Genomic DNA, 25317 nt, shown 5'->3' on the forward strand with positions numbered 1-25317 from the left:
AGGCAAACGGGAGTAGCACTGCATGAAATTCGATCTCGATACCGCGTGGAAGGACACCATGGGACTGCTCACGCGCAATCTCGGCCTGCTGGCCGTGGTCGCCGGGGTCTTTTTCTTCCTGCCCTATGCGGGGATCACCATCGCGAGGCCCGAAATGGGCGAACTCGAACAGGCTTCGGCCTCGGGCGATTTCGAGGTGATGATGGCCGCGGTCAGCGATCTCTACCTGCAGCATTGGTGGGTGTTCCTGATCCTCGCAATTGTCCAGGGGGTCGGCTTGCTCGCCATGCTCGCCCTGGTGCGCCAACGCCCCAGTCCGACGGTAGGCGAAGCGCTCGGCACCGGCGCGCGTTCGGTGCTGAGCTACATCGCGGCGCAATTGCTCCAAACCGCGCTGATCGTATTTGCGGTAACGGTGCTGATCACTGTCGGCGCACTCACCGGCCTGCAGGCGCTGGCAGCGCTTGGCGGGGTAATCGGCTTCTTCGCGACCTGCTACATTTTCACCAAACTGTCGCTGGCCGCGCCGGTGATCGCCATCGACGGTGAACGCAATCCGGTGCGGGCGCTGGCCCGGTCATGGACGCTGACCAAGGGTAACAGCATCCGGTTGTTCTTCTTCTACCTGCTGCTGCTGGTCGCCTTCATCATCGTTTCGACGGTCATCTCGCTGGTTCTCGGGCTCGTCTTCGCTCTGGCCGGGGAACAGGCAGCATTGTTCGGACAGGGGATCGTCTCCGGGCTCACCAATGCGGTCATGATCGTCGTGGCGATCTGCGTGTTGGCGGCGGTGCACACGCAGTTCATGCGGCTCGCCGGCGGACCGACGGAGCCGGCCGACGCCTAGTCGTCGGCGTCCTTCCAGCCCCAGAAGAGCTGGCAGGGAAGCACGTTCCATAGCTCGAACCCGCTGTCGATCCGGCGGAAGTGCTTGGCCATGAAATCGCGGGCCCGGGCGGAGAACTGGTAGACGAGGAACGCGCCGCCGGGGCGGATCACCTCATGCGTCGCCTGGGCGATCGCCGGTCCAACGCCATCGGGCAAGGTCGAGAACGGCAGGCCCGACAGCACGTAGTCGGCATGGTCGTGGCCGTGCGCCTTGACGATCTCGACCACATCGGCAGCCGAGCCGTGGACGGCGTGGAAGCGGCTGTCGCGGAAGTGCTTGCGCAGATAGTCGATATACAGCGGGTTGGTGTCGATCACGATCAGCGTGCCGTCGCGCCGCAATCGGTCGAGCACGGGCTGGCAGAACGTGCCCACGCCCGGACCATATTCGACGAACACTTCGCAACGATCCCAATCGACCGGGGCCAGCATCTTACGGATGGTGAAACGCGATGACGGGATGATCGAGCCGACCATGCGCGGTTCCTCGACGAATCCGCGGAAGAACACGCCCCACTGCCCGAAAAGCCGCCCGATCCGTTTGCGCAGGCTCGGCCTGGCAATGGCACCAACGCCTTGATGTCCGGTCAAAATCGCAACCCTGTCATAGTTCCATGAAGGCTTTCGTCTGCCATTGCGGCAAGTCCATTGCAAGGTGACCGGCCCGCGCCTACCGCCTTATTGCATGAGCCAGCCCGATCCCGAACGGACCGCACCAACGCCCCCGTCGGACACCGTGCGCAGCATTCCGCGCGCGCGCATGGCGCTGCTGTTCGCCGTCATGCTGACGACCGCTGCGGGCAACACCGCGATGCAATCGGTCATGCCGTCGATCGGCACCTCCCTGGGTGTCGACGACGTATGGATCAGCCTCGCCTACAGCTGGTCCGCCTTGCTGTGGGTGATTTGCGCGCCGATCTGGGCACAACGCTCGGACCAGCGCGGACGCAAGGCGATGATGGCGCTGGGCATGCTCGGCTTCATTTCGAGCTTCGTATTGTGCGGCGTCATGCTGTGGCTGGGGTTGAGCGGTATTCTGCCAGCCTTCTGGGCACTGCTGCTGTTTGCCGCGGCGCGCAGCCTCTATGGCGGGTTCGGCAGCGCGGCCCCGCCCGCAGTGCAGGCCTATGTCGCCAGTCGCACGCCCCGCGCGGAACGCACGCAGGCCCTGTCGCTGATCGCCTCGAGCTTCGGCCTCGGCACGGTCATCGGCCCCGCGCTCGCCCCGCTGATGGTCCTTCCGATGATCGGCCTGCCGGGACCGTTCCTGATCTTCGCATTGATCGGCCTGGTGACGCTGGTCGCGCTGCGCTGGCGCCTGCCCAACGACGAACCGCAGTTCCCGGCGCGTGGCAGCACCTATGAATCGCCCTATTCGGCAAGTCCGACATCCGAGGTCGCGGACCGCAGCGGCGATGATCATCCCGAAGATGACACACCGGCACCGGCCAAGCTCCGGTGGTTCGAACCGCGCTTGCGGCCCTGGGTCGTATCGGGCCTGCTGGGCGGCCACGCGCAGGCAATGGTGCTGGGCATTGCAGGCTTTCTCGTACTCGACCGACTGGGCTTGCGCGACGATCCGACCGCGGGCGCCGGACCGGTGGGCCTCGTGCTGATGGCCGGGGCGATCGCCACGCTGCTGGCCCAATGGGGGCTCATCCCGCGGCTCGACCTGGGGCCGCGCGCCGCATCGCTATGGGGCATCGCCATCGCCGGGCTGGGCACGGTAGTGCTCGGTCTCGGGCAAAACCTCCACGCGATCGCGCTCGGCTATTCGATCGCATCGCTCGGCTTCGGCCTGTTCCGGCCGGGCAACACCTCGGGCACTTCGCTCGCCGTGACCCGCGCCGAGCAGGGCCAGGCCGGCGGGGTTACCGCTTCGGTGGCGGGCGCCAGCTTCATCTATGCCCCCGCGCTGGGTGTATGGCTGTACAATCACTCCGACTGGCTCGGCTTCGGCCTCATCGTCGGGATCTGCCTCGTGGTCTTTGCTTATGGCTGGCGCACGCTGCAACGCGACAGCGTGCTCACGGCCGAGCGCATCTAGAGAATCTCGAGTACCCGATCCTGCGGGCGGCACAGCCGCGCGCCCTTCTCGGTCTCGACCAGCGGCCGTTCGATCAGGACCGGCTCCGCTGCCATCGCCTCGAGAATCGTCGTATCGTCGGCTTCGGGGAGCCCGCGTTCCTGCGCGTCGGTACCGCGCATCCGCAAACCTTCGGCAGGGGCAATTCCCGCGTCGCGATAAAGCTGCGCGAGTTTCTCGGCGCTTGGCGGCTGCTTGAGATACTCGATCACTTCGACCTCGACCTGTGAGAGATTCTCGAGAATCGCCAGCGTCTTGCGTGACGTGCCGCATTTCGGATTGTGCCAGATAGTAGCTTTCAACGGTGCCTCCTCTGCTTTCGCGCTCGCTACGGCAATGGCCGCCGCGACGAAAGAGGTTCTGCCCGACAAACCTGCTTAGCTCTTGCAAATGCAACTAAGTCGCAATATCGATCTGTGAACATGAACGGATCGACAGGGAAAAACATGGGATCGACAACGGGTTCGCCGGCACGTCACGCCGCCATCGCATCACGCGCCGACAAGCGCGCCATCGGAAGCAGTAGTGCACTGGCGGCTCTCGGAATGGCGCTCGCCACTCCCGCTTACGCCGCTGAAGAGTCCGCGCCATCGGCGGACGACCAGATCGTTGTGACGGCGACGCGTACGCCGCTGGAGATTGCGGACGCACCGGCGAGCGTGACGGTCATCGATGACGAACAGATCGCCGATCAGCTCGTGACCGACATCAAGGATCTGGTTCGCTACGAACCCGGCGTTTCTGTCCGCCGGGCGCCCGCCCGCTTTGGTGCCGCACTCGGCACCACCGGCCGCGCTCGCAACGAGGATTTCGTCATTCGCGGGATTGGCGGCAACCGCGTGCTGATCCAGGTCGACGGCATCCGGTCGCCGCAGGGCTTTTCTTTCGGCGCGCAGGATGCGGGCCGCGGCGGCTATACCGATGTAAGCCTCGTCAAATCGGTCGAGATCCTGCGCGGCCCCGCCTCCGCGCTCTACGGCAGCGACGGTTTGGCAGGCGCAATCAGCTTCACCACCAGCGATCCGGTAGACCTCGTCGAACCGGGCCGCACCTTCGGCGGCTTCCTGCGCGCCAGCTATGCCAGCGCCGACGACGAATTCGCGGAAACCGCTGCCGTGGCGGGCCTGTTCAGCGATGTGTCCGCCATGCTTTCCTACACCCGCCGCGACTTCGGCGAGCTTTCGAACCAGGGCACGGTCGACGGGCTCGGCAGCGGGCGCACCCTGCCCAACCCGCAGGACGGCCATTCGGATGCGCTGCTCGGCAAGCTGGTGTGGGATGCGGGCGCGCACCGGGTGCGGCTGACGGGCGAATATCTCGAAACCGAAGTCGCCACCGATGTGCTGTCCGGACAGGGGCCGGCCTTCCTCTTCGGCCCCACCCCCAGCTGGATCGTCGACGATCTGACCGCGCTCGACACCACCGAACGTGGCCGCGTATCGATCGACTGGACCTATGTCGGCGAAGGCGCGATCGATTATGCGCATGCCGCGGCCTATTACCAGACCGGCGAGGACGTGCAGTTCACCGATGAGGACCGCTCGCCCGTCAGCGCCACGCCGCGCCCCGATCGCGAACGGCTCAACACCTTCGAGAACGAAGTCTACGGCCTGTCTGCCGAAGCCCGCAGCGTGTTCGGCGACGATGCCTTCCGCACCACGCTCGCCTTTGGCGGCGATATCAGCTGGACGCGGCAGGAAGGACTGCGCGACGGCACCGAACCGCCGTTCGGCGAAGTGTTCCCAACGCGCGCCTTCCCCGCCACCGACTTCATGCTCGGCGGGGTGTTCCTGGCGAGCGAATTCACCTTTTTCGACGGTGCGCTGACGCTGTTCCCCGCGCTGCGGTACGATTTCTACGATCTCGACCCGACCGACGATCCGCTGCTGCCCGATTTCGCGGGGTCTGCGCAGAGCGATGATCGCCTGTCACCCAAGTTGGGCGTGACCGTCAAACTGGCGGACGACGTCCTGCTCTATGGCAATTACGCGCAAGGCTTCCGCGCGCCGACGCCATACCAGGTGAACAACTTCTTCGAGAACCTCGCTTACGGCTATACCTCGCTGCCCAATCCCGATCTGGGCCCCGAGACCAGCGAAAGCTGGGAGGCCGGGATCAAGTTCTCGACCGAGGCGGTGTCGCTGCAAATTGCCGCCTTTACCGCCGACTATGACGATTTCATCAGCCAGCAGGTGGTCGGCGGATCGTTCACGCCGATGGACCCGGCGCAGTACCAGTTCGTCAATTACGACGCGGTCGAGATCGAGGGCGTCGAGGCCAAGGCGAATTTCCGCATGGGCAACGGCTTCTACAGCCGCTTCGCAATCGCCTATGCCGATGGCGACATCCTGTCGCCCGGCGCGGCACCGCGCCCGCTGGACACGATCGACCCGCTCAATCTGGTGATCGGGGCAGGGTACCGTGAGCCGCAGGGTCGCTTCGGCGGCGAGCTGATCGCGACGCATCACGCACGCAAACCGCTCGACGAAACCGATGGCGGTTATCGTCCCGATGCCTTCACCATCCTCGATGCCACGGCGTTCTTCGCGGTGACCGACGCGCTGAAACTGCGCGCGGGCATCTTCAACATCTTCGACGAGAAATACGCCTACTGGCAGGACGTCAGGGGTCTCTCGGCCACTTCCACCACGACCGACGCCTATACCCGGCCCGGTCGCAATGCGAGCGTTTCGCTCAGCTTCCAGTTCTGAGGGAGGACACCATGACCAACGTACGGACTTTCTTTCGCACCGCCCTGCTCGCCACCGCGCTCGTCGCCGCCCCCGCACTGGCCGACGGACCGATCGCGGACCGCGGCGAAGCAGTCGAGAACGCGCATTTCCAGCGCGATCGCGAAACCATCCTGAGCATGGCGGGCGACTACAAAGTCCGCTTCGACATGCAGGAATCGACGCCGTGGATGGCGGGGTACGAACCGCTCGACCGCAAGATTTCGGGCGGGCACGAATCGGTCCGCGTGATCGAGGATACCGGCACCAGGATCGTCCTCCAGCACCTGCTCGTCGTGGGCGAGGAAGGCGAGGAATTCGTCATCAAGCACTGGCGCCAGGACTGGGAATACGAGCCCGAGAAAATCCTCGCCTACACCGGCCCCAACAGCTGGGAATGGATGGAAATGCCCGAACGGCTGCGCAATGGCCGCTGGTCGCAGACGGTCTATCAGGTCGATGATAGCCCGCGCTATGCCGGGTGGGGCGAATGGCAGGACAGCCAGGGCATTCGCCGCTGGCGCTCGAACTGGACCTGGCGCCCGCTGGCCCGCCGCGATGCGGTGCGCGACCCGGTCTATGATCGCTATGCGTCGATCAACCGCCACCAGCTGACCCCCACCGGCTGGATCCACTGGCAGGACAATACCAAGATGATGCCCGACAGCGCGGGCGAGGACGGCCTTGCGCCGGTGGTGCAGGAATATGTTCTCAACACCTATGACCGGTTCGGCGATTACAATATCGCAGCGGCGGATGCCTATTGGGCGGATACGGCGGGTTACTGGGCAGCCGTGCGCAGGGAATGGGACGCAGTGGCCGAAGAGCGCGATGGCATCACCATAACCGAGGAAGCACAGACCGGGACCGTGATCAGCGGTCGCCTGCTGACCATCGCGAATGAGATCCGCGCAGGCGAACTGACCGAGGGCAATGCAATCACCGAGGCCCGCGGACTGATTCGCTCTGCCACTGCAGGCCCAGCGAAAACGCCCGATGCCACGCCGGAGGAAAGCGCCGCATATTGATGCGTTGAAACCCCACCACACCGGGCGGCGCGGATGACACCTGTGTCAGGGTGAGGCAGGCTACGGGATAACCCTGATAGAGCTTGCATGTGCGAATACTTCTCAATAGCTGGCCGCAGCAATTGAGCCCATTTCGCCTGCGAGATCCCAATGACCTGTCTTCACCAACGCGCCGCCCTGCTGGCGGGCGCAGCCCTCCTCGTCCCTGCTACCGCACAGGCCAGCGAGGAGGCCCAGCCCGAGCGTCGCTATCTGCCGACCGACATTATCGTCACGGGCGATAGTGCATCCGATTACGACACGCAGGACGGGTCGAGTGCGACCAAGACCCCGACCCCGCTGATCGACGTGCCGCAGGGCGTGAGCTACATCACCGAAGACCAGCTCGAAGACCAGTCGATCCGCCAGCTCAACGAAGCGCTGCGCTATGTCCCGGGTATCAGCATGGAAACCGGCGAGGGCCATCGCGACGAGGTTTTCATCCGCGGTCAGGAAAGCACGGCCGATTTCTATATCGACGGGCTGCGCGACGACGCGCAATATTACCGCTCGCTCTACAACATCGAACGCGTCGAGGTGCTCAAGGGCGCCAATGCGCTGATCTTCGGTCGCGGCGCCGGCGGTGGTGCGATCAACCGCGTCGCGAAACGTGCCGAACTGGGCAGCCAGGCGATCTCTGGCGAAGCGAGCGTCGACAGTTTCGGCGCATTCGCACTGCTGGCTGACATGAACCAGCCACTGTCGGACAGCGTCGCACTGCGCATCAATGGCACATACGAAGAATTCGACAGCCACCGCGACTTTTACGAAGGTCGTTTCATCGGTGTCTCACCGACACTGACCGCGCAGCTCGGCCCGCAGACGACCCTGATTGCCAGCTATACCTATGACGACGACCGTCGCGTGACCGATCGCGGCATCCCGTCGGTCGACGGCGTTGGCCCGTTGCGCGGATATGACGACACTTTCTTTGGCGATCCCGCCTTCAACGAGGCCGAAGCGCAGGTCCATATCGGACGCATCCGTCTTGAGCATGATTTCGGCGGTGGGCTAAGTGCGAACGGCACCATCCACTATGCCGATTACGACAAGGTCTACGCCAATATCCTGCCCAGCGGTGTCGATACGGCCGCGCAAACCGTCTTCCTTGGCGGCTATCGCGATTACACCGATCGCGAGAACTGGATCGGCCAGGGCAATCTGGTCTGGCAGGCGGGCAATGACACGATAGAATCGACCCTGCTGCTGGGCTTCGAAGCGAGCCGGCAGGACACGCGCAACGGGCGCGACACGGTCAGCTTCACGCGCGCCGCCGTTCCCGGCGGTCTCGATCCGAACGAAACCCCGCTCGCCGATACGATCTTCGTACCTCCCTATACGCTCGATGCGGGCGCGCGGCTGCGCAATTCCGAGCTGGATACGCTGAGCTTCTACCTGCAGGAACAGTTGCAGATCGGAGACCACATCGAACTGGTCGGAGGGCTGCGCTGGGATCGCTTCGACCTCGAGACGCTCGATGTCGTAGGCGGCGTCACGGGCGATCGGGTAGACGAGAAGGTCAGCCCCCGCTTCGGCGTAATCGTGAAGCCCAATCGCGACCTGTCGATCTACGCTTCCTATGCCGAAAGCTTCCTGCCGCAGGCGGGCGACCAGTTCCTCGTGCTGAGCCCGACCTCGGCGCAGTTCGAACCCGAGAAGTTCACCAATTACGAACTCGGGGTGAAGTGGGCGCCGCTCGCCAAGGTTCTGGTGACCGCGGCGATCTTCCGCCTCGACCGGAGCAAGACGCCGTTCACCGATAGCCTGGGCAACACCACGCTAACCGGCGAAAGCCGTGTCGAAGGTTTCGAGATCGGCGCCGTCGGCGAAATCAGCGACTTCTGGAAAGCCAATATCGGCTACACCTATCTGGATGGCGAACTCCGCTCGGCGAACAGCTTCGGACCTGCGGGCCAACGGCTGCAGCAGACGCCGCGGCACCAGATCGCCGCATGGAACCGCTTCGACGTGACGCAGGCGCTGGGCTTCGGCTTCGGGATTATTCATCAATCGGATCAGTATGCGAGCTTCTCGAACACGGTTGAACTGCCCAGCTATTGGCGCGTCGATGCGGCGGCATTCTACACCGTCAGCGATCGCCTGAGCCTGCAGCTCAATATCGAGAACCTGTTCGACGAGACCTATTACCCGAGCGCGCACGGCAACAACAACATTCAGCCCGCCGAGCCCTTCAGCGCGCGGATCGGGGTCCGCTTCGCGCTCTAGTCGCGCGTCGCCGGTGCGCTGATTGCGGGGACCTCGCGCGCGGCGTCCTCGGCATTGATGCCCGGCGCGGGCGCGGCGCTGATGGTCTCGGCCCGCCGCGCCACCCGCCCCGCGCGTTCGATCGCGCGGACCAGCCGCGGGTAAACACCGCAGCGGCACAAATTGGGGATGGCGGCCTTGATCTCGGCCTCGCTCGGCGAGGCGGTCTTGGCCAGCAGCGCGCTGGCGGCCATCGCGATGCCGGGCGTGCAATAGCCGCACTGGATCGCCTGCTCGGCCACCAGCGCCTGCTGCACCGGATGCGACCGATCACGGCTGAGCCCCTCGATCGTGGTGATGAAACGCCCTTCGGCCTCAGAAATTGTGATCAGGCACGATCGCAGCGCCTCGCCATCGACATGCACCATGCAGGCGCCGCAATCCCCCTCGCCGCAGCCATATTTGGTGCCGGTCAGATTGGCCGCATCGCGCAAGGCCCACAACAGGGGGGTATCGGGATCCATCAGGAAGCGCATCGGCTTCCCGTTCACGGTCATGCTGGTCATGCGCGGCGCGGCCTGTGTCTGGGCTTAGTACTTCCAGCTGTCGTCGATCTTCGACACGCGGCGCTTCCACGCTTCGAAATCGAACACACCCGCGCCGCCCTGCGATTGCATCACCGACAGATCGCGCTGGTGCACATCGACGACTTCCTGCGAGATGACATTGGCTTCACCCTGGCTCAGCGTGGCAACCTGGATTTCGCAGGCGCGCTGCAGCGCCCACATCTTCACGAACATCCCCTGGATGGTCTTATCCATCACCACCGGCCCGTGATTGCGCAGCATCAGGATCGAATTGTTGCCGAGGTTCTGGACCAGCCGTTCGCCTTCTTCGGCGCGAACGGTGACGCCTTCGAAATCGTGATAGCCGATCTGCCCCTGGAAATTGCAGGCATAGAAATTGGTCGGGAGCAATCCGTCCTTGTGGCTGCACACCGCCATGGTGGCGGTTGTATGCACGTGGCAGATCGCATTCGCGCGTTCGCCCAGCTTCTCGTGGAAGTAGGCGTGCTGGGTGAAGCCCGCCTTGTTGACCATATATTGCGACGGTCCGACATTGTTGCCCTCGACGTCGATCTTGACGAGGTTCGACGCGGTCACTTCATCGTAGAGCAGCCCGAAAGGATTGATGAGGAAGACATTTTCCTCCCCCGGAACGGCAACCGAAATGTGATTGTAGATACTCTCGCCCCAGCCGAGATGATCGAAAATGCGATAGCAGGCCGCCAGGTCCTGTCGCGCCTGCCATTCGGCGTCGCTGCATTCGAAATCGCGGGTCTTCATCTGGGTGGCCATGGCTCGATCTCTCCGTAGGGTCTTGTTTCGAGACCTGTATCGCACGCACTTGCGCTACTCCGCAAGCGGGCAGGACTTCATGCTAGGCAAGTCCCGGTTCGCCCGCTAACGCCGCCAGCGATGAGCGAGATGGCCAAACTGACCCGCGGCACCATTCGCGGCCATCTCGTAAGCCAGACGCTGCCGATGATCTTCGGCGTTGCCGCGATCATGTCGGTCGGATTGATCGATGCCTATTTCATCGGCCAGCTTGGCGCGCAGGAACTGGCGGCAGTCAGCTTCATCTTCCCGATCACCATCGCGCTCTCCAGTCTCGGCGTGGGCGTGATGGTCGGGATCAATTCGGTGATTGCGCGGGCGCTTGGCGAAGGTGATGAAAAACGGGCCGAACGCCGCGCCAACTTCGGCGCGGTCTTCGCACTGGCTACCGGGATCTTGCTGGGTCTGGTCCTGTACCTGCTGCTCGACCCGCTGTTCCGGCTGATGCAGGCATCGGAGGAACTGCTGCCGCTGATCGGCGAATACATGCGCCCCTATGCGCTGGGACTGCCCGTGATGCTGCTCCAGATGGGGCTCAATGGCGTGCTCCGCGGACAGGGCGAGGCACGCAAGACCAGCTTTGTTTCGATCACGTATTCGGTCGCGAACTGGGCGCTCGACCCGATCCTGATCACCGGGGCGTTCGGTTTCGGCGGGTTCGGCGTCGCGGGCGCGGCCTACGCCACGATCGCGGGCTTTTTCATCGCGATCCTGATGGCGCTGTGGCTGATCAAGGGCGCGCGCCTGCAGATCAACCCGACCGCGATCCGCGAATGCGATCTTGGCGCCTCGAGCAAAGCGATCCTGTCGGTGGCCGGGCCGGCGGCGTTCTCCAACGCGATCAATCCGATCGGCCTCTCGGTCCTGACTGCGCTGCTTGCCAGCCAGGGGCAGGCGGCGGTGGCCGGGTTCGGCGCAGCCGGCCGGTTGCAGAGTTTCGCGGTGGTCCCGCTGCTTGCCCTGTCGGGATCGATCGGCGCGATCGTGGGCCAGAACTGGGGCGCGCGGCAGGCCGACCGCTCGCGCCGCGCGATGTGGTGGTCGGGCCTGTTCTGCATCGGCTACGGTCTTGCCATCGCGCTGGTGCTGTACTTCACCGGAGACTGGTTCGCCGATATCTTCACCGACGACCCGGCGGTCATCGAGGAATTCTCGCGCTATCTGAAAATCTCGGTCTGGGGCTACGCCGGTTTCGGACTGCTGATCGTGGCCAATGGCGCACTCAATGCGGTCGACAAGGCAGGCTTCGCACTCGCGCAGAGCGCAGCGCGGGTCTTCCTGGTGATGCTGCCCTTCGGCTGGATCCTGCGCGCGCAATGGGGTTCTTCGGCGATCTATGCCGCGGAACTGGTTGCCAATCTGGCGGGGGGCGCTCTGGCAGCTTTCATCGTCTGGCGCGTGCTGCGCGACGGTCCGCAAGATCGCGCGAGCATTCAAACCAATACTTAACCATCTTCCTCCATAGCCTCCCGCATCATGCGAGGGGCAATGGAACATGGATGACCTGCTGGCGGATTTCGTCGCCGAAACCCGCGAAATGCTGGAAGCCAGCGGCGGCGAGATCGTCGCCTGGGAAGCCGATCCGTCGGACAAGGCACGACTGGATACGATCTTCCGTTTCGTACACACGGTGAAAGGCAATTGCGGCTTCTTCGATTTCCCGCGGCTGGAAAGGCTCAGCCACGCGGCGGAAGACGCGCTTGCGGAATGCCGTGGCGGACGTCGCGAGCCCGACCCCGTGCTGGTATCCGCCGTGCTGGCGATCATCGACCGCATCAGCGCCATGACCGATGCGATCGAGGCGGAAGAGGAATTCCCCGAAGGCGGCGACGACGAACTGATCGCTGCGCTGCAACCCGGCGATACCCCCGGCGCCGCGATTGCGTCCAAACCCGCAGCGAAACAGGTCGAGGCCCCCGCCGCCGACAATGACGATGCGGCCCCGAAGGCTGCGCGCAGCAATGGCGTGCAACGATCCATCCGTTTGCCGACCGAATTGCTCGATGAAGTAATGAAGGGCGTGTCGGACATGGTGCTGGCGCGCAACGATCTTGCCCGGCGATTGCGCGAAGCGGGCGAACAACCCACCATCGACGGCCCCTTCGACCGGCTCAGCACGATCCTGGCCGATGTCCGCAACGCCATTACGCGCATGCGGATGCAGCGGCTCGAGCATCTGTTCGGTTCGCTTCCGCGGCTGGTGCGCGACCTGTCTACCGAACTCGGCAAGCAGGTAATGGTCGATTTCGAAGGCGGCGAAGTCGAACTCGACCGCGAAATGGTCGAGATGGTGCGCGACCCGCTCACCCATATCATCCGCAATGCGATCGATCATGGCCTCGAAGGACCCGGCGAACGCATCAAGGGCAACAAGCGCGAAATCGGGTTGCTCAAATTTGCCGCGCGCCAGTCTGGCAACCAGATCACGCTGACGATCACCGATGACGGGCGCGGCATCAACACCGAACGGCTGGCGGCCAAGGCGGTGGCCGCGGGCATCTATAGCCAGGCCGAAATCGACAGCATGTCGGAACGGCGCAAACACTATCTTATCTTCGAACCCGGCCTGTCGACCGCGGACGAGGTGAGCGCAGTTTCCGGGCGCGGCGTCGGCATGGATGTCGTGCGCGCCAATATCGAGCGCGTCGGCGGATCGATCGATGTCGCCAGCAAGCCGGGTGAAGGCACCAGCTTCTATCTCAAGCTGCCGCTGACGCTGAGCATCATTGCCGCGCTGACGGTCGGCAGCGGTGGGCAGCACTATGCGATCCCGCGCAGTTACGTCGAAGAAATCGTCTTCGGTTCGAGCGATCACGTCGAGTTCGCGCAGGCAGGCGCCCGGCGGCTCGTCACCTTTCGCGGCAAGCGGGTGCCCTGTCTCTCGCTCGGTGAAATTCTCGGCACCGAGGAGCCCGAGGGCACCGCATGGGAGAGCAAGACGCTGGTCCTCGTCCGACTGGCGAGCGACGATATCTTCGCGCTTGCCGTCGATCGGGTCTACGACCACGAGGATGTGGTGGTGAAACCGATTGCTCCGGCTATCATGGAAACCGGCCTCTATGCGGGCACGACGCTGCTCGACGACGGCCGCCCGATGATGCTGCTCGACCTGCCCAGCATCGCGCAGAAGCAGCAGTTGGTGAACGAGATGCGCAGCGCCACGCGCGTGGTCGAGGAAGAAGCGGTCGAATCGCGCAAGACGCATTCGATCATGCTGTTTACCGGCCTCGACGGTCGGCGCCGCGCGGTTCGGCTTGAGCTGGTCCGCCGGATCGACACCATCGCGCGCGAGGCGATCGACATCGACGGGGCGCGGGTCCAGGCGGTCATCGACGGCACGATCTTCCCCCTGGTGGGCCACGAACATGGCGAACTGCCGGAAGAAAGGTGCCGCCTGCTGCGCCTTTCGGACGGCGACAGCGAGCTTGTGTACGTGGTTCGCGAAGTGCTCGACGCTGCCGACATGGATGGCGACATCATTCCTTCCGCTACCGATCCGCTGGTCGAAGGCGTGACGCTGATCGGCGAACGCCCTGTGCCCGTGATCGACGGACACGCGCTCTTCGCGGCGCACAGCGCGCCGAAACGGGAGGTCCAACCGATGACCTGCCGCCTGCCTGCCGGTAGCGACTGGGCACACACGATCCTCGAACCGCTGATCGAAGCCGCGGGTTATCGAGTCGCGGGCGACCACGAGGAGCAGGCCGACGTCGCGATCGAGCTGGCCGAGCAGGAAGAAAGCACCCCTGCGAGCGCGCATCACGTCATCCGCCTGCGCCACGAACCCGAAGCGGTCACCGGCACCGCCGACAGCATCTACCGCTACGACCGCGACGCCTTGCTCGCGGCCCTCAAACAGGCCCGCATGGGGAAAACGGCATGAACGAACTCCTGCTTATGTGCATGATCGCCGGTCGCCGCGCGGCTATCCCCGCGATCCGCGTGCAATCTGTGATCGAGATCGACGAGATCACGCCCATTCCGGGTGCCCCATCCTTCATCCGCGGGCTGACCGCCTTGCGCAGCCAGGCGCTGACCGTGATCGATTGCACCGTGGCGCTGGGGCTTGAGCCGGGGGAAACGCCGACACAACAACGCGCCGCGGTGGTCGACATCGAAGGCCATCTCTACGCCTTACTGGTCGATGCCGCCTATGACGTCGGCGAAGCGCGCAGCGAGCCGATCGAGGTTCCCGGCGGTTTCGGCCCCGGCTGGCAGGCAGCCGCGCGCGGGATGGTCGAAACCGATGGCGGGCCGACCCTGCTGATCGAAGTGGAAAAGCTGGTCACAGCGCCGGTCGCGCAGGTGGCAGCTTAAGCGAATAGTTACCCTCTGCCGATACGAATGGCTCGAAACACCAGAGGTCACGAAATGAAATCCTGCCTAATCGTCGATGATTCACGCGTCATCCGCAAGGTCTCGAGACATATCCTCGAGACCCTCGGCTTCACCGTCGAGGAGGCCGAGAACGGCCAGGAAGGCCTCGACAAATGCGCCGAGACCATGCCCGACGTGGTCCTGCTCGACTGGAACATGCCTGTCATGACCGGTATCGAATTCATCACCCAGCTGCGCCAGCGCGAAGGCGGCGACAAGCCCAAGGTGGTGTTCTGCACGACCGAGAACGACGTGGCGCATATCCGCGAGGCGATCAGCGCCGGTGCGGACGAATACGTCATGAAGCCGTTCGATCACGAAACGCTGCAGATCAAGCTCCAGCTTGTCGGCATGGCCTGAGGAGCGCTGACATGGGCGCCCCCCTCCGCTCCGAAACGCTGACAAGAAAGCCCCGCGGGTTCTGCACGGATCCGGTGCGGGTCATGATCGTCGACGATTCGCTGACCGTGCGCACGGTGTTCTCGCGCATGATCAAGCAGGAACACGACATGGTCATCGTGGGCACGGCAAACACCGCCGAGGCAGGGTTGTCGGATCTTCCCGGCGCCGCGCCGGACGTGATGATGCTCGACCTCGAAATGCCCGGGATGGGCGGTCTCGAGGCGCTGCCCAAGATTATGGAGATCGCGCCGAAGACCAAGGTGCTGGTCATTTCGTCGCTGACCGCCGACGGCGCCGAATCGACGGTCAAGGCGCTCTCGCTGGGCGCCGCCGACACCATGCTCAAGCCGCGCCCCGGCGGGTTCGACGACGATTACAAGGCCGGTCTGCTCGGCAAGATCCGCGCGCTCAAGGGGCTCCCGCCCGAAGAAACCGAACAGGCGGCGCCCTCGTCTGCAAACGTGCCCCAGGTCGGCAAGCCGCCCCAGGCGATTGCGATCGGCGCCTCCACCGGCGGGATCCACGCGCTCAACCTGTTCCTGCGCCAGGTGCCGCAGAACTTCGACCTGCCGATCCTGGTTACCCAGCATCTGCCCGCGAGCTTCATCCCGGTCTTTGCGCAGCAAATGGAGATGGCGGGCAACCGTCCCGCCGTGCTGGCCGACGAAGGTACGGTTATCGAACGTGGCAAGATCTACATCGCGCCCGGGCACGGCCATATGGTGGTCCGCAAGGCCGGTGGGCGCCGCGTGATCGGTCTCGCCTATCACCCGGTCAAGAGTGGCTGCATGCCGTCGGTCGACCCGATGTTCGAGACGCTGGCCGAAGCTTATGACGGGCATGTTTCGGGCGTCTTGCTGTCGGGCATGGGCCGCGATGGCACCGATGGCGCGCAGGCTTTGCTGTCGGCGGGTGGAACCATGTTCGCCCAGAATGCCGAAACCTGCGCGGTGTGGGGCATGCCGCGCGCCATTAGCGAGATGGGACTTGCCGCCGCTGTCCTGCCGCCGGCCGAACTGGCCGACGCATTGCTCGACAGCGTCGGAGCCGACGCATGGCGGTAAACGATGCATCGCACCACATCATCAGCGAGCTTCTTGCCCAGCGCACCGGGCAGCAACTGACCGAGGGCCGTCGCTGGCGTGTCTCCAGCGCGCTATCGGGCCTGTTCCGCGAGTGCGGGATCGAGAATGTCGACCAGCTCGCTTGTCTGCTCGAACGGCCCGGCGAACACGGCCTCGCCACCCGCGTGGTCGAGGCCTTGCTCAACAACGAGACCTATTTCTTCCGCGACAACGCCTATTTTTCGGTGCTCGCCAACCAGGTGCTGCCCGATCTGGCGCGCAAGCGCGCTGCCACCAAGCGGCTGTCGATCTGGTCGGCCGGATGCTCGACCGGGCAGGAAGCGCTGAGCCTGGCGATGATCTTTGCCGAGCAGCCCGCACGCTGGAACGGCTGGACGATAGAGATTCTCGGGACCGACGTTTCGAACAAGGCAATCGAGACCGCACGCAACGGGCTCTACACCCAGTTCGAGATCCAGCGCGGGATCAGCGTTGCGCAGATGCTCAACTTCTTCGCCGAAACCAACGGTCACTGGCAGGCGGTCGACCGGATCCGTGCGATGACACGGTTCCAGCAGCACAATATCCTCGACTACCCGCCCTCGCCGGGCCGGTTCGATCTCGTACTGTGCCGCAATGTCCTGCTCTATTTCGATCCGCAGACGCGGTCCGCGGCGTTCGACCGTCTGGCAGGCGGGACCGCGCGTGACGGGTGGCTGATGCTCGGAGCGGGTGAAACCGTGGTGGGCCAGACCGAGCGGTTCAAGCCGGCCGAGTTCGGCTCTTCGCTCTACGAACCCGTACACGAATTGCCCGCGAGGGCGCCGATGTCGTCGCTGCGCGTCGCCGCTTCGTGACGTTTATCCGCGGATGGCGCGGGAAGAAGGTAAACCGGGGATTTACGCTTCCTTAGCGAATGCACACTAGGTCGTTGCAAAGGTTCGAAAAAGGGCGCGGTTCAGGGGATGTTGCTCAGTTCTTACGGGTCTCGCGAAAGCGAAAGCGCGTGGACGGTCGTCTTCGGCCCCATGGCCGTGCTCGGCGGCATTTTCGTGCTGACCTGGTCGGTCGCACTTGCCAATCGCATCGTCCCCTTCACCACCCCCGCGATCATCCTCACTTTCGGCGCCATCGCCTTCGTCCTGGCAACCATGCTGTGCGCCTATCTGGGCTTCCGTCACCTGCGCCGGGTGGAATTGCTGGCGCGGAGCGACAGCCTGACGATGCTGCCCAACCGCCGCGCGCTGCACTTCGATATCCAGCATGAATACCGTCAGGGTCACGAGGTCGCGCTGGCGATGATCGATCTCGACGGGTTCAAGCTGATCAACGACCATTACGGCCACTTCGTCGGCGATGCGGCAATCCGCGAATGCGCGGCCATCTTTACCGAGGTCTCGGAAAACGAAGCCGGTGTTTACCGGCTTGGCGGCGACGAATACGCAATGATGATTGGCGGTCCGGTGGCAGGAACGCTGCTCGAAGGGCTGTGCCGACGCATCATCGAACGACTGGCCAAGCCAATCCATGTCGAGGACCGCCGGCTGACGCTGGGCGCCAGCATCGGGATCGCCCGCAGCACGCCGCAAGACGAAATCCCCTCCTCCGAACTGCTGCGCCGCGCGGATATCGCCATGTATGCCTCCAAGCGCGGGGGCAAGATGCGTTGCACCTGGTTCTCGAAGAATTTCGACCGCAACCGCGAACAGCTCAAGGAAATGGACGACGAATTGCGGCTCGCGCTCGCCAATGGCGACTTCCGCGTCCATTACCAGCCGCTTGTCGACAGCGCATCGCGCGAAGTCGTAGCGGTCGAGTGTCTGCTGCGCTGGGAACGCGCAGACGGCAAATGCATCGGCCCCAACGTCTTCATCCCCGTCGCGGAGGAAAGCGGGCTGATCAATGCGATCGGCATGTGGGTGCTGCGCGAAGCCTGCCGCGATGCGCTGAACTGGGACGGCATCGCCTTGTCGGTGAACATATCGGCCGCCCAGTTGCGCAACCCCGAATTCCCGATCCAGCTCGGCCAGATACTCGAGGAAACCGGCTTCGATCCCGAACGGCTCGAACTCGAGATCACCGAGACATGCCTCGTGCTCGATCCGGTCGTCGCCGAACGCAGCCTGTCGGTGGTGCGCAGCTTCGGCGTTAAGGTCTCGCTCGACGATTTCGGCACCGGCTATGCCTCGATCGGTTTCCTGCGACAGTTCCGCTTCGAGAAGCTCAAGCTCGATCGCAGTCTGGTCGTCCAGGCAAGCGAAGACGACGGCAGCCGCGCGATGATGCTGTCGAGCATTACCGTGGCGCGCGCGATGAAGATGGGCGTGACCGCAGAGGGCGTCGAGACCGAGGAACAGGCGGCGATGGTCCGGGCCGCGGGGTGCGACCAGATCCAGGGCTGGCTGTATTTCAAGGCCATGCCGGCCGCGGAGATTGCCCAGCATCTCGGCAAGCCGGTCGCCCGGCAACCGAAGAATTCGAACCAGAAAGATAAAGTAGCATGAGTGCGTTGCAGGACATGGTCGACGACATGGTCGCCGAACACGAGACATCACCCGCGGACCATTTCCCCGAGCTCGGCACCGAGCGACGCGCGGAAGGCCCTGCGGACGATACGCACGTGGGCGCGTCGCGCTGGCTGTCCGACCGCTCGGTCGGACAGAAGCTGTGGGCGGTGTCGTCCTCCAACATCGCGGTCGTGCTGCTGTGTCTCATCGCAACTTGCCTTGGTGGCTATTTCGCGCTCGAGGCCCGCAATGAACGCATGGCGATATCCTCCGCTTCGATCATGGCCGAACGGATGGTCGCCGACATCGGCGAAGGCCGCCTGTTCGTCCAGCGCTTCGCCGTTTCGGGCGATCCCAACGATCTCGTCGCCGCGCAGGATGCCTTCGACCAGACCGATCGCGACCTCTCGCGGATCGAGGAGCAGGCGATCGAAGTCGCTCCCGCCGTCGTACCGCAGATAGAAGAGCTCGATGCGCAGCTCGCCGAACTGCGCTCGCGCGTGGTCGCGGCGCAAGCCTCGCGCGGCACGCAGGCACAATGGCAGGCCTTTGCGGACAGCGTCTATATCGACAGCCAGCAAGTCGTCGAACAGGCGATAGCGACCCGCGCGGAGATCGAAACGATCGGCGAAAATTCGGACGTCGCATCGCAGTCGCTGATCTACTGGCTCTTCGCCGCGTTCTTCGTCGTCGCGGCAGTCGGCATCTCCGTCGCATGGCTTAGCGCCCGTTTCATCGGCCGCGACGTCACCTCGGCATTGCGCCGCATGACGCATGTCGCCACCCGTCTGGCGCGCGGGGAGAAAGACATCCATATCCCCGCCACCTCACGGCAAGACGAGATCGGCGATCTGGCGCGGGCGCTGGAAGTCTTCCTGCAGTCGGCGTGGGAAGTGGAACGCATGTCGAAGGAACGCGAAGCGCTGCGCCGCGAACGCGGTCAGGAAATGGTCCGCTTCGCCGAACGTTTCGAAACCACGGTGGGCGAAGTGGTCAACGGCGTGGCCTCCGCTTCGGCCCAGCTCAAACTGACGGCCGGTTCGATGGCCGCCGCCGCCGAACAGGCGACGACGCAAACTTCGCTCGTCAGCACCTCGATGGAACAGGCAAGCAGCGGTGTAACAGCGGCGGCAGCAGCCTCGGACGAATTCGCCATGTCGATCGGCGAGATCAGCCGCCAGGCCGCGCATTCGGCAGCGCTGGCTCGGAAAGCGACCGATGCCGCGGGCGGCGCAGACGAGACGATCTCCGCTCTCGCCGTGTCGGCCGAACAGGTCGGGCAGATCGTCGAACTCATCCAGTCGATCGCGCAGCGCACCAATCTGCTGGCGCTCAACGCCTCGATCGAAGCAGCACGCGGCGGCGAAGCCGGGCGCGGCTTCGCGGTCGTCGCGAGCGAGGTGAAGGAGCTGGCCGCGCAGACCAGCCGTGCGACCGAAGAAGTCGCGCAGCAGATCCGGGCGATGCAGGATTCGACCGGTGCCAGCGTGGGTGCCCTGCGTTCCATCGGCGAACAGATCAAGGAGCTCGAAAGCACCGCCACCTCGATCGCCAGCGCGGTCGACCAGCAATCGGTGGCCGGGCAGGATTTGGCCCGCAGCATCGATCTGGCCGCGCGGGCGAGCGACGACGTGTCGGCCAATATCGGGCAGGTCCGCGAAACCAGCCTGGCGACGGGCGCAGCTGCAAGCCAGATGCTCAATTCCTCGACGGAACTCGAAGCCCAGGCAAGCACGCTGAAGGCGCAGGCGGCCCAGTTCCTGCAGCAGATCCGGGCCGCTTAACCCGATTTCAAGCATTCCGCCTTAGGGTTGATGTAGCCTTAAGGGGGATGCTTGGGGATGAACGCACACAGTTCGATCATTGCCGACGATCTCGCCCGCGAAATTGCGGCGATAGAGATCGCGGACACCGCAGAACAGCAGGAACTAAGCGGGATAAGCGCTTGGTTCATGCACCGCTCGCTCGCCTCCAAGGCGAAGATCGCATCGATTTTCTCGCTTGGCGGATTGATGCTGGTTACCGGCATCGCCCAGGCCGGGCTGATTTTTCCATCATTCGCGGGCACCGCACAGGTCTTGACGCTGCTGGTGCTTGCCGTTTCGCTGCTCGGCGGTTTCGCCAGCCTGCGTTTCGTGCTGCGCCACATCATCGATCCCTATATCCGTCTCAAGGACGATATGGCGCGGTTGGCGAACGGCGAACGCGACATCTCCGTTGCCAACACCCATCGGCAAGATGAAATCGGCGACCTCGCCCGGGCGTTCTCGATCTTCGTCCGTTCGGGCCACAAGCTCGACGAGCTGTTCGCCGGACGCAAGAAGGCCGCCGAGGAACGCAAGGCAGAGCTGATGCGCATGGCGCGCGAGTTCGAGAACGGTATCAGCGATGTCGTCAGCGGCGTTGCGACGGCCTCGAGCCAGCTCAACGCGACTGCCTCGGGCATGGCCGCCACTGCCGAACAGGCCGCCAGCCAGTCGAACCTCGTGACGGGATCGATGGAACAGGCAAGCAGCGGGGTAACCGCTGCTGCCGCGGCCTCGGACGAATTCGCCATGTCGATCGGCGAGATCAGCCGCCAGGCCGCGCATTCGGCCGAGCTCGCACGCAAGGCGACCGATGCCGCTGGGGGCGCGGACGAGACGATCTCCGCCCTCGCCGTGTCGGCCGAACAGGTCGGGCAGATCGTCGAACTGATCCAGTCGATCGCGCAGCGCACCAATCTGCTCGCGCTCAACGCCTCGATCGAAGCGGCACGCGGTGGCGAAGCCGGGCGCGGCTTCGCAGTCGTCGCGAGCGAAGTGAAGGAACTGGCCGCGCAGACCAGCCGTGCGACCGAAGAAGTCGCGCAGCAAATCCGCACGATGCAGGATTCGACCGGCGCCAGCGTGGGTGCCCTGCGTTCCATCGGCGAACAGATCAAGGAGCTCGAAAGCACCGCCACCTCGATCGCGAGCGCGGTCGACCAGCAATCGGTGGCGGGCCGCGATCTCGCGCGCAGCATCGATCTCGCCGCACGCTCGACCGACGAGGTTTCGGCGCATATGGGGCAGTTCCGCGAAACCAGCCTCGCCACGGGAAGCGCGGCGAGCCAGGTACTCAATTCGGCCACGGAGCTCGAAGGTCAGGCGGGCGCTCTCAAGACGAGAGTGGACGAGTTTCTCAACAATATCCGCACCGCCTGAGCGGCGTCTGACGCGAATCGGGCAGCGGCGGCGGACTTCATCCCCCGCCGCCGCAGTGGTTCATTCCCACCAGTAAGGCAGGCGGCGGGCATTGCCCGTCTCGACCTCGTTCATCGTGTGCGCGTCGTAGAGCCGCCCGCCAAGCATCACCCGGTCGATCTTGTCCGAATTGCGGATGTTCTCGCTCGGGTCGGCAGACAGCACCAGCAGGTCGGCCAGCTTGCCGACTTCGAGACTGCCGATGTCACGCTCCATTCCCAGCGACCGCGCGGGCTCGATGGTTCCTGCACGCAGCGCCTCGACCGCGCTCATCCTGCCCCGGGCGAAGCTCCACAGCTCCCAATGCGCGGCGACGCCGGCCTGTTGGCCATGGGCGCCGATGCTGACCTTGACCCCGCGTTGCGCCAGCTTGCGCGCCTCGCGCGCCGCTTCGTCGTCGACGAAGGCCCATTCGGGCGCGGTCACCCGGCGTGCGGTCTGCGCGATCAACTGGCGCGGCGGGGTGTGGACCATCAGCGGGTTGTCGAACACGTCGGTCGCCTGCCGCCAATAGGGATCCGCGGCGAGTCCGCCATAGGTCACCACCAGCGTCGGCGTGTAGTTGGACTGCGATCCTTCCCAGAATTGCAGCACGTCTTCGTAGAACACCTCGCCGGGAACATTGTGCTCGATCGTGGAATTGCCGTCCGCGATCAAATTCATGTCCATCCCGAACAGCGAACCGCCTTCCGCGACCACCAGCATGTCTTCTGCGCGGGCTGCAGCGACGACCTGCTGGCGCTGTTCGCGCCGGGGCTGGTTATAGTTCTTGATCGAGATGCCTCCCTGCGCCTTGATCCGGCGGATATGCGCCAGCGCATCGTCATAGCTGTCGATCCGCGCGTAGACGCTGGGGGCCTTGGCACCATAGACGATTTCCGCAGTCGAGAAGATCCGCGGCGCAAGCAACGAGCCGGCCTGCTGCCGCTCGGAAGCGGAAAAGATCATGCTCGCCGAGGACGAGGGATCATGTAGCGTCGTGGTCCCCATCGCGAGATTCTGCACCAGCGACCAGTTCTGCTGCGGGACGAGATCGCCCACGCCCTGCGGACCATGCGCATGCGCATCGACGAGGCCGGGCATGATCGTCTTGCCGCTGGCATCGATCACGGTTGCCCCCTGCGGCACCGCGACGCTGTCGACCGGGCCGATCGCAGCGATCCGGTCGCCCGTGATGACGATCGCGCCATTGGCGATTTCGCCCACCCCGTCGCCCGTCATGGTGAGGATCTTGGCCCCGGTCAGCACGACCGTGCCCGTCGGCTTCGCCTTGGCGATCGTCCGCTCGAGCGAAGTGCCGCTGGTGGGCGGGACGAAGGCCGGCGCGTCCTTTTCCTTGGGCGCATCCGCAAACATCGCATCGAGGCTCGCGCGGTACAGCACCGGCCCCATCGACCAGGTCAGCATGTCGCCGCCCTGCGTCCAGCCGATATAGTCGGCCCCGCCCTTCGACGCGCGGACCACGGGCAGGGAACTGGCCTTCTCGCCGACCGTCACTGCCTGGCCGCCGGGCATCAGCGGGGTAGCGAAGACCTCGTAATTCTCGCGGAAGGCGACGAAATCCCCGCGCGGGCTGACGTGGTATTCGGTCGCCAGTTCGCCTTCGGCGTGCACCTGCCGCGCCTCGCCATCGAGATCGGCGGAAAGCAGTTGCAGCTTGCCGCTGTTCCGGCCCAGCATGAACACGCGGTCGCTGTCGGCACCGAATTGCGGATTGGACGTGTCGCGCGCGACCAGCTCGGCCGTGCCGCCCGAAGCGCTCACGCGATAGATGCCCGCGTTCTCCGAATATTCGGGCGAGGTGAGATATCCGCCTTCGCGTTTCTCGAACACGATCGTGCGGCCGTCGGGCGAGAATCGCGGATGCGCGTAATGGCCCGGCATCCGGGTCACCGCACGCGCGCCCGACCCGCTGGCACTGGCAGTCATGATCTGCCCCAGCCCTTCGTCGGTCCAGCGCACATAAGTGATCTGCCGCCCGTCGCGCGACCAGGACGGCCACAGTTCGAGCGCACCGTCGCTACCCGAGGTCAGCCGCCGGGCCGTTCCGCCCGCGACCGGCTTGGAATAGAGCTTGCCGAGGCTTTCGAAGACAACCGTGCGTCCGTCGGGCGACACGCTGGCGAAGCGCGGGATCTTCGCAGTGAAGCTGTCGGGTGCAACCGGGATGACCGGGTGCGGCGCGTCCGCCACGCCGCGCGTGTCGTTGATGCTGAAGGGGATCACGGTGCTCCCGCTGCCGTCGGCCGCGACGCGGCGCAGCTTGCCCCCGGCCCAGAGCACCAGCGCATCGCCACCCGGCATCCAGTCGATCAGCGGATAGAAGCCATGGACCGCCCAGGTCTCCTGCATGTCCATATCGAGATCGCCATAGATCATCTCCTGCTCGCCGGTGGCTAGGTCCTTGATCCACAGCTCGGTCTGGTCCTTGTCGCGGCGGATGAACGCCAGCCGCTTGCCATCGGGCGATGGCTGCGGGCGCACTGCGCCGCCATAACCGCTGACCGCCGTGGTGACTTCACCCGTGGCAAGATCGTAGCGCTCGATGGCGAAGGTGCCCTGCGTCGAATCCTGCGCATATTCGAAGATCGGGCCCGGGGTGACGTTGCGCGAGTAATAGACCGCGCTGCCATCGGGCGCGTAGACCGGCTCGCCAAGCTCTTTCTGCAGTGTCTCGCTGGCACGCGCGACCAGCTTTACGCCGCCGCCCCCCGAAACGTGGTAGAGCCATATCTCGCCGGTGCCGAGCGAGCGTTGCGTGGTGAAATGCTTTTTCGCCACGATATAATTGCCATCGGGCGACCAGCTCGCCTGGTTGAGCAGGCGGAACTCTTCCTTGGTCAGCTGGCGCTTGTCCGTCCCGTCGGCATTCATGATCCAGATATTGTCGCCGCCACCGCGATCGCTGGTGAACGCGATGCGCGTCCCGTCGGGCGAGAAGCGCGGCTGCACTTCCCAGGCCAGCCCCTCGGCGATCCGGGTTGGCGTACCGCCCGCGATCGGCATCGTGTAGATGTCGCCCAGCAAAGAGAAAGCCAAGCTGCGCCCGTCCGGCGAGACGTCGACATCCATCCACGTCCCTTCGTCGGTACGGATTGGAACCTGCCGGATATTCGCCCCGCGCGGTGCGCTTACGTCCCACTTTTCCTCTTCCGGTTCGGCGGCGGCGGGATTGGCGGTTGCCGGCGCAGCCTCCACCGCCATGCCGCTGCCCTCGGCGGGACCATCTTCGGCCGATGCATCGACTTCCTGTTCCTCGACCGCATTGGGGCTGGGCTGCGGGTCCTGTGCATGCGCCGCCTGGCCGGCGAAAAGAAGCGCGAGAACGGAAGCGATACTGGTCTTCATGGAGTACTCCGGTACGGAAAATC

Annotated in this window: 19 protein-coding genes; 14 read left to right on the forward strand and 5 right to left on the reverse strand. The window is 64.6% G+C overall.

Annotated elements, in window-relative coordinates; all coding sequences use genetic code 11:
- Positions 1 to 22: 22 nt before the first annotated feature.
- Positions 23 to 847: a glycerophosphoryl diester phosphodiesterase membrane domain-containing protein gene (locus FHS69_RS06970; RefSeq protein WP_166777124.1), complete on the forward strand. Its 825-nt coding sequence runs from the start codon at positions 23 to 25 to the stop codon at positions 845 to 847.
- On the opposite strand, the gene FHS69_RS06975 is transcribed toward FHS69_RS06970, so the two are convergent.
- Positions 844 to 1479 carry a class I SAM-dependent methyltransferase gene (locus tag FHS69_RS06975; RefSeq protein WP_067462479.1) on the reverse strand — a complete coding sequence of 212 codons (636 nt, stop codon included), beginning with the start codon at positions 1477 to 1479 and terminating at the stop codon, positions 844 to 846. The genes FHS69_RS06970 and FHS69_RS06975 overlap by 4 nt on opposite strands.
- A 94-nt stretch (positions 1480 to 1573) precedes the next feature.
- Here FHS69_RS06975 and FHS69_RS06980 point away from each other — a divergent pair, with 94 nt between their 5' ends.
- Positions 1574 to 2935, forward strand: coding sequence for an MFS transporter (locus tag FHS69_RS06980; RefSeq protein WP_166777125.1), 1362 nt, complete (start codon positions 1574 to 1576; stop codon positions 2933 to 2935).
- Here FHS69_RS06980 and arsC read toward each other — a convergent pair.
- Entirely contained in the window at positions 2932 to 3276 is a 345-nt protein-coding gene (gene arsC / locus FHS69_RS06985; RefSeq protein ID WP_166777126.1) for an arsenate reductase (glutaredoxin), read from the reverse strand. The two genes, FHS69_RS06980 and arsC, sit on opposite strands and share 4 nt — an antisense overlap.
- Before the next feature lie 144 nt (positions 3277 to 3420).
- On the opposite strand from arsC, the gene FHS69_RS06990 reads away from it, so the two are divergent.
- The 3 genes from FHS69_RS06990 (at position 3421) to FHS69_RS07000 (ending at position 8996) form a co-directional block, all read left to right on the forward strand.
- Positions 3421 to 5685 (forward strand): TonB-dependent hemoglobin/transferrin/lactoferrin family receptor, encoded by a 2265-nt coding sequence (locus tag FHS69_RS06990; protein ID WP_243844588.1) that lies wholly within the window; start codon positions 3421 to 3423, stop codon positions 5683 to 5685.
- Positions 5686 to 5696: 11 nt separating this feature from the next.
- A complete protein-coding gene (locus FHS69_RS06995; protein ID WP_166777127.1) occupies positions 5697 to 6731 on the forward strand; it encodes a DUF6607 family protein in 1035 nt (344 codons plus the stop codon).
- A 150-nt stretch (positions 6732 to 6881) separates the two neighbouring features.
- Positions 6882 to 8996: a TonB-dependent receptor gene (locus FHS69_RS07000; RefSeq protein WP_166777128.1), complete on the forward strand. Its 2115-nt coding sequence runs from the start codon at positions 6882 to 6884 to the stop codon at positions 8994 to 8996.
- On the opposite strand, the gene FHS69_RS07005 is transcribed toward FHS69_RS07000, so the two are convergent.
- Entirely contained in the window at positions 8993 to 9541 is a 549-nt protein-coding gene (locus tag FHS69_RS07005) for a (2Fe-2S)-binding protein (RefSeq protein ID WP_166777129.1), read from the reverse strand. The genes FHS69_RS07000 and FHS69_RS07005 overlap by 4 nt on opposite strands.
- A 24-nt stretch (positions 9542 to 9565) precedes the next feature.
- The gene (locus FHS69_RS07010) at positions 9566 to 10333 is read right to left on the reverse strand and encodes a class II aldolase/adducin family protein (protein WP_166777130.1); all 768 of its coding nucleotides are present in this window, start codon (positions 10331 to 10333) and stop codon (positions 9566 to 9568) included.
- 120 nt (positions 10334 to 10453) lie between these two features.
- Here FHS69_RS07010 and FHS69_RS07015 point away from each other — a divergent pair, with 120 nt between their 5' ends.
- The 9 genes from FHS69_RS07015 (at position 10454) to FHS69_RS07055 (ending at position 21907) form a co-directional block, all read left to right on the forward strand.
- Entirely contained in the window at positions 10454 to 11821 is a 1368-nt protein-coding gene (locus FHS69_RS07015; protein ID WP_166777131.1) for an MATE family efflux transporter, read from the forward strand.
- A 46-nt stretch (positions 11822 to 11867) separates the two neighbouring features.
- On the forward strand, positions 11868 to 14255 hold the full coding sequence (locus tag FHS69_RS07020; protein ID WP_166777132.1) for a chemotaxis protein CheA: 2388 nt from the start codon (positions 11868 to 11870) through the stop codon (positions 14253 to 14255).
- On the forward strand, positions 14252 to 14689 hold the full coding sequence (locus FHS69_RS07025) for a chemotaxis protein CheW (RefSeq protein ID WP_166777133.1): 438 nt from the start codon (positions 14252 to 14254) through the stop codon (positions 14687 to 14689). Before FHS69_RS07020 ends, FHS69_RS07025 begins: the two co-directional genes overlap by 4 nt.
- 54 nt (positions 14690 to 14743) lie before the next feature.
- Positions 14744 to 15109: a response regulator gene (locus FHS69_RS07030; RefSeq protein WP_067674268.1), complete on the forward strand. Its 366-nt coding sequence runs from the start codon at positions 14744 to 14746 to the stop codon at positions 15107 to 15109.
- A gap of 83 nt (positions 15110 to 15192) precedes the next feature.
- Positions 15193 to 16215 carry a chemotaxis-specific protein-glutamate methyltransferase CheB gene (gene cheB / locus FHS69_RS07035; protein ID WP_166777134.1) on the forward strand — a complete coding sequence of 341 codons (1023 nt, stop codon included), beginning with the start codon at positions 15193 to 15195 and terminating at the stop codon, positions 16213 to 16215.
- Entirely contained in the window at positions 16206 to 17072 is an 867-nt protein-coding gene (locus tag FHS69_RS07040; protein WP_067462438.1) for a CheR family methyltransferase, read from the forward strand. The genes cheB and FHS69_RS07040 overlap by 10 nt, the downstream gene beginning before the upstream one ends.
- Before the next feature lie 108 nt (positions 17073 to 17180).
- Complete coding sequence (locus tag FHS69_RS07045; protein ID WP_233457114.1) at positions 17181 to 18719, forward strand: putative bifunctional diguanylate cyclase/phosphodiesterase; 1539 nt, start codon at positions 17181 to 17183, stop codon at positions 18717 to 18719.
- Positions 18716 to 20506: a methyl-accepting chemotaxis protein gene (locus FHS69_RS07050; protein ID WP_166777135.1), complete on the forward strand. Its 1791-nt coding sequence runs from the start codon at positions 18716 to 18718 to the stop codon at positions 20504 to 20506. The genes FHS69_RS07045 and FHS69_RS07050 overlap by 4 nt, the downstream gene beginning before the upstream one ends.
- Before the next feature lie 57 nt (positions 20507 to 20563).
- A complete protein-coding gene (locus FHS69_RS07055) occupies positions 20564 to 21907 on the forward strand; it encodes a methyl-accepting chemotaxis protein (RefSeq protein WP_166777136.1) in 1344 nt (447 codons plus the stop codon).
- Between the two features lie 60 nt (positions 21908 to 21967).
- Here the strand turns inward: FHS69_RS07055 and FHS69_RS07060 are convergent, their stop codons facing one another.
- Positions 21968 to 25294: an amidohydrolase family protein gene (locus FHS69_RS07060; RefSeq protein ID WP_166777137.1), complete on the reverse strand. Its 3327-nt coding sequence runs from the start codon at positions 25292 to 25294 to the stop codon at positions 21968 to 21970.
- Positions 25295 to 25317 lie beyond the last annotated feature (23 nt).

Origin of the sequence: Qipengyuania flava, from assembly GCF_011762005.1 — a bacterium.
Lineage (GTDB): Bacteria > Pseudomonadota > Alphaproteobacteria > Sphingomonadales > Sphingomonadaceae > Qipengyuania > Qipengyuania flava.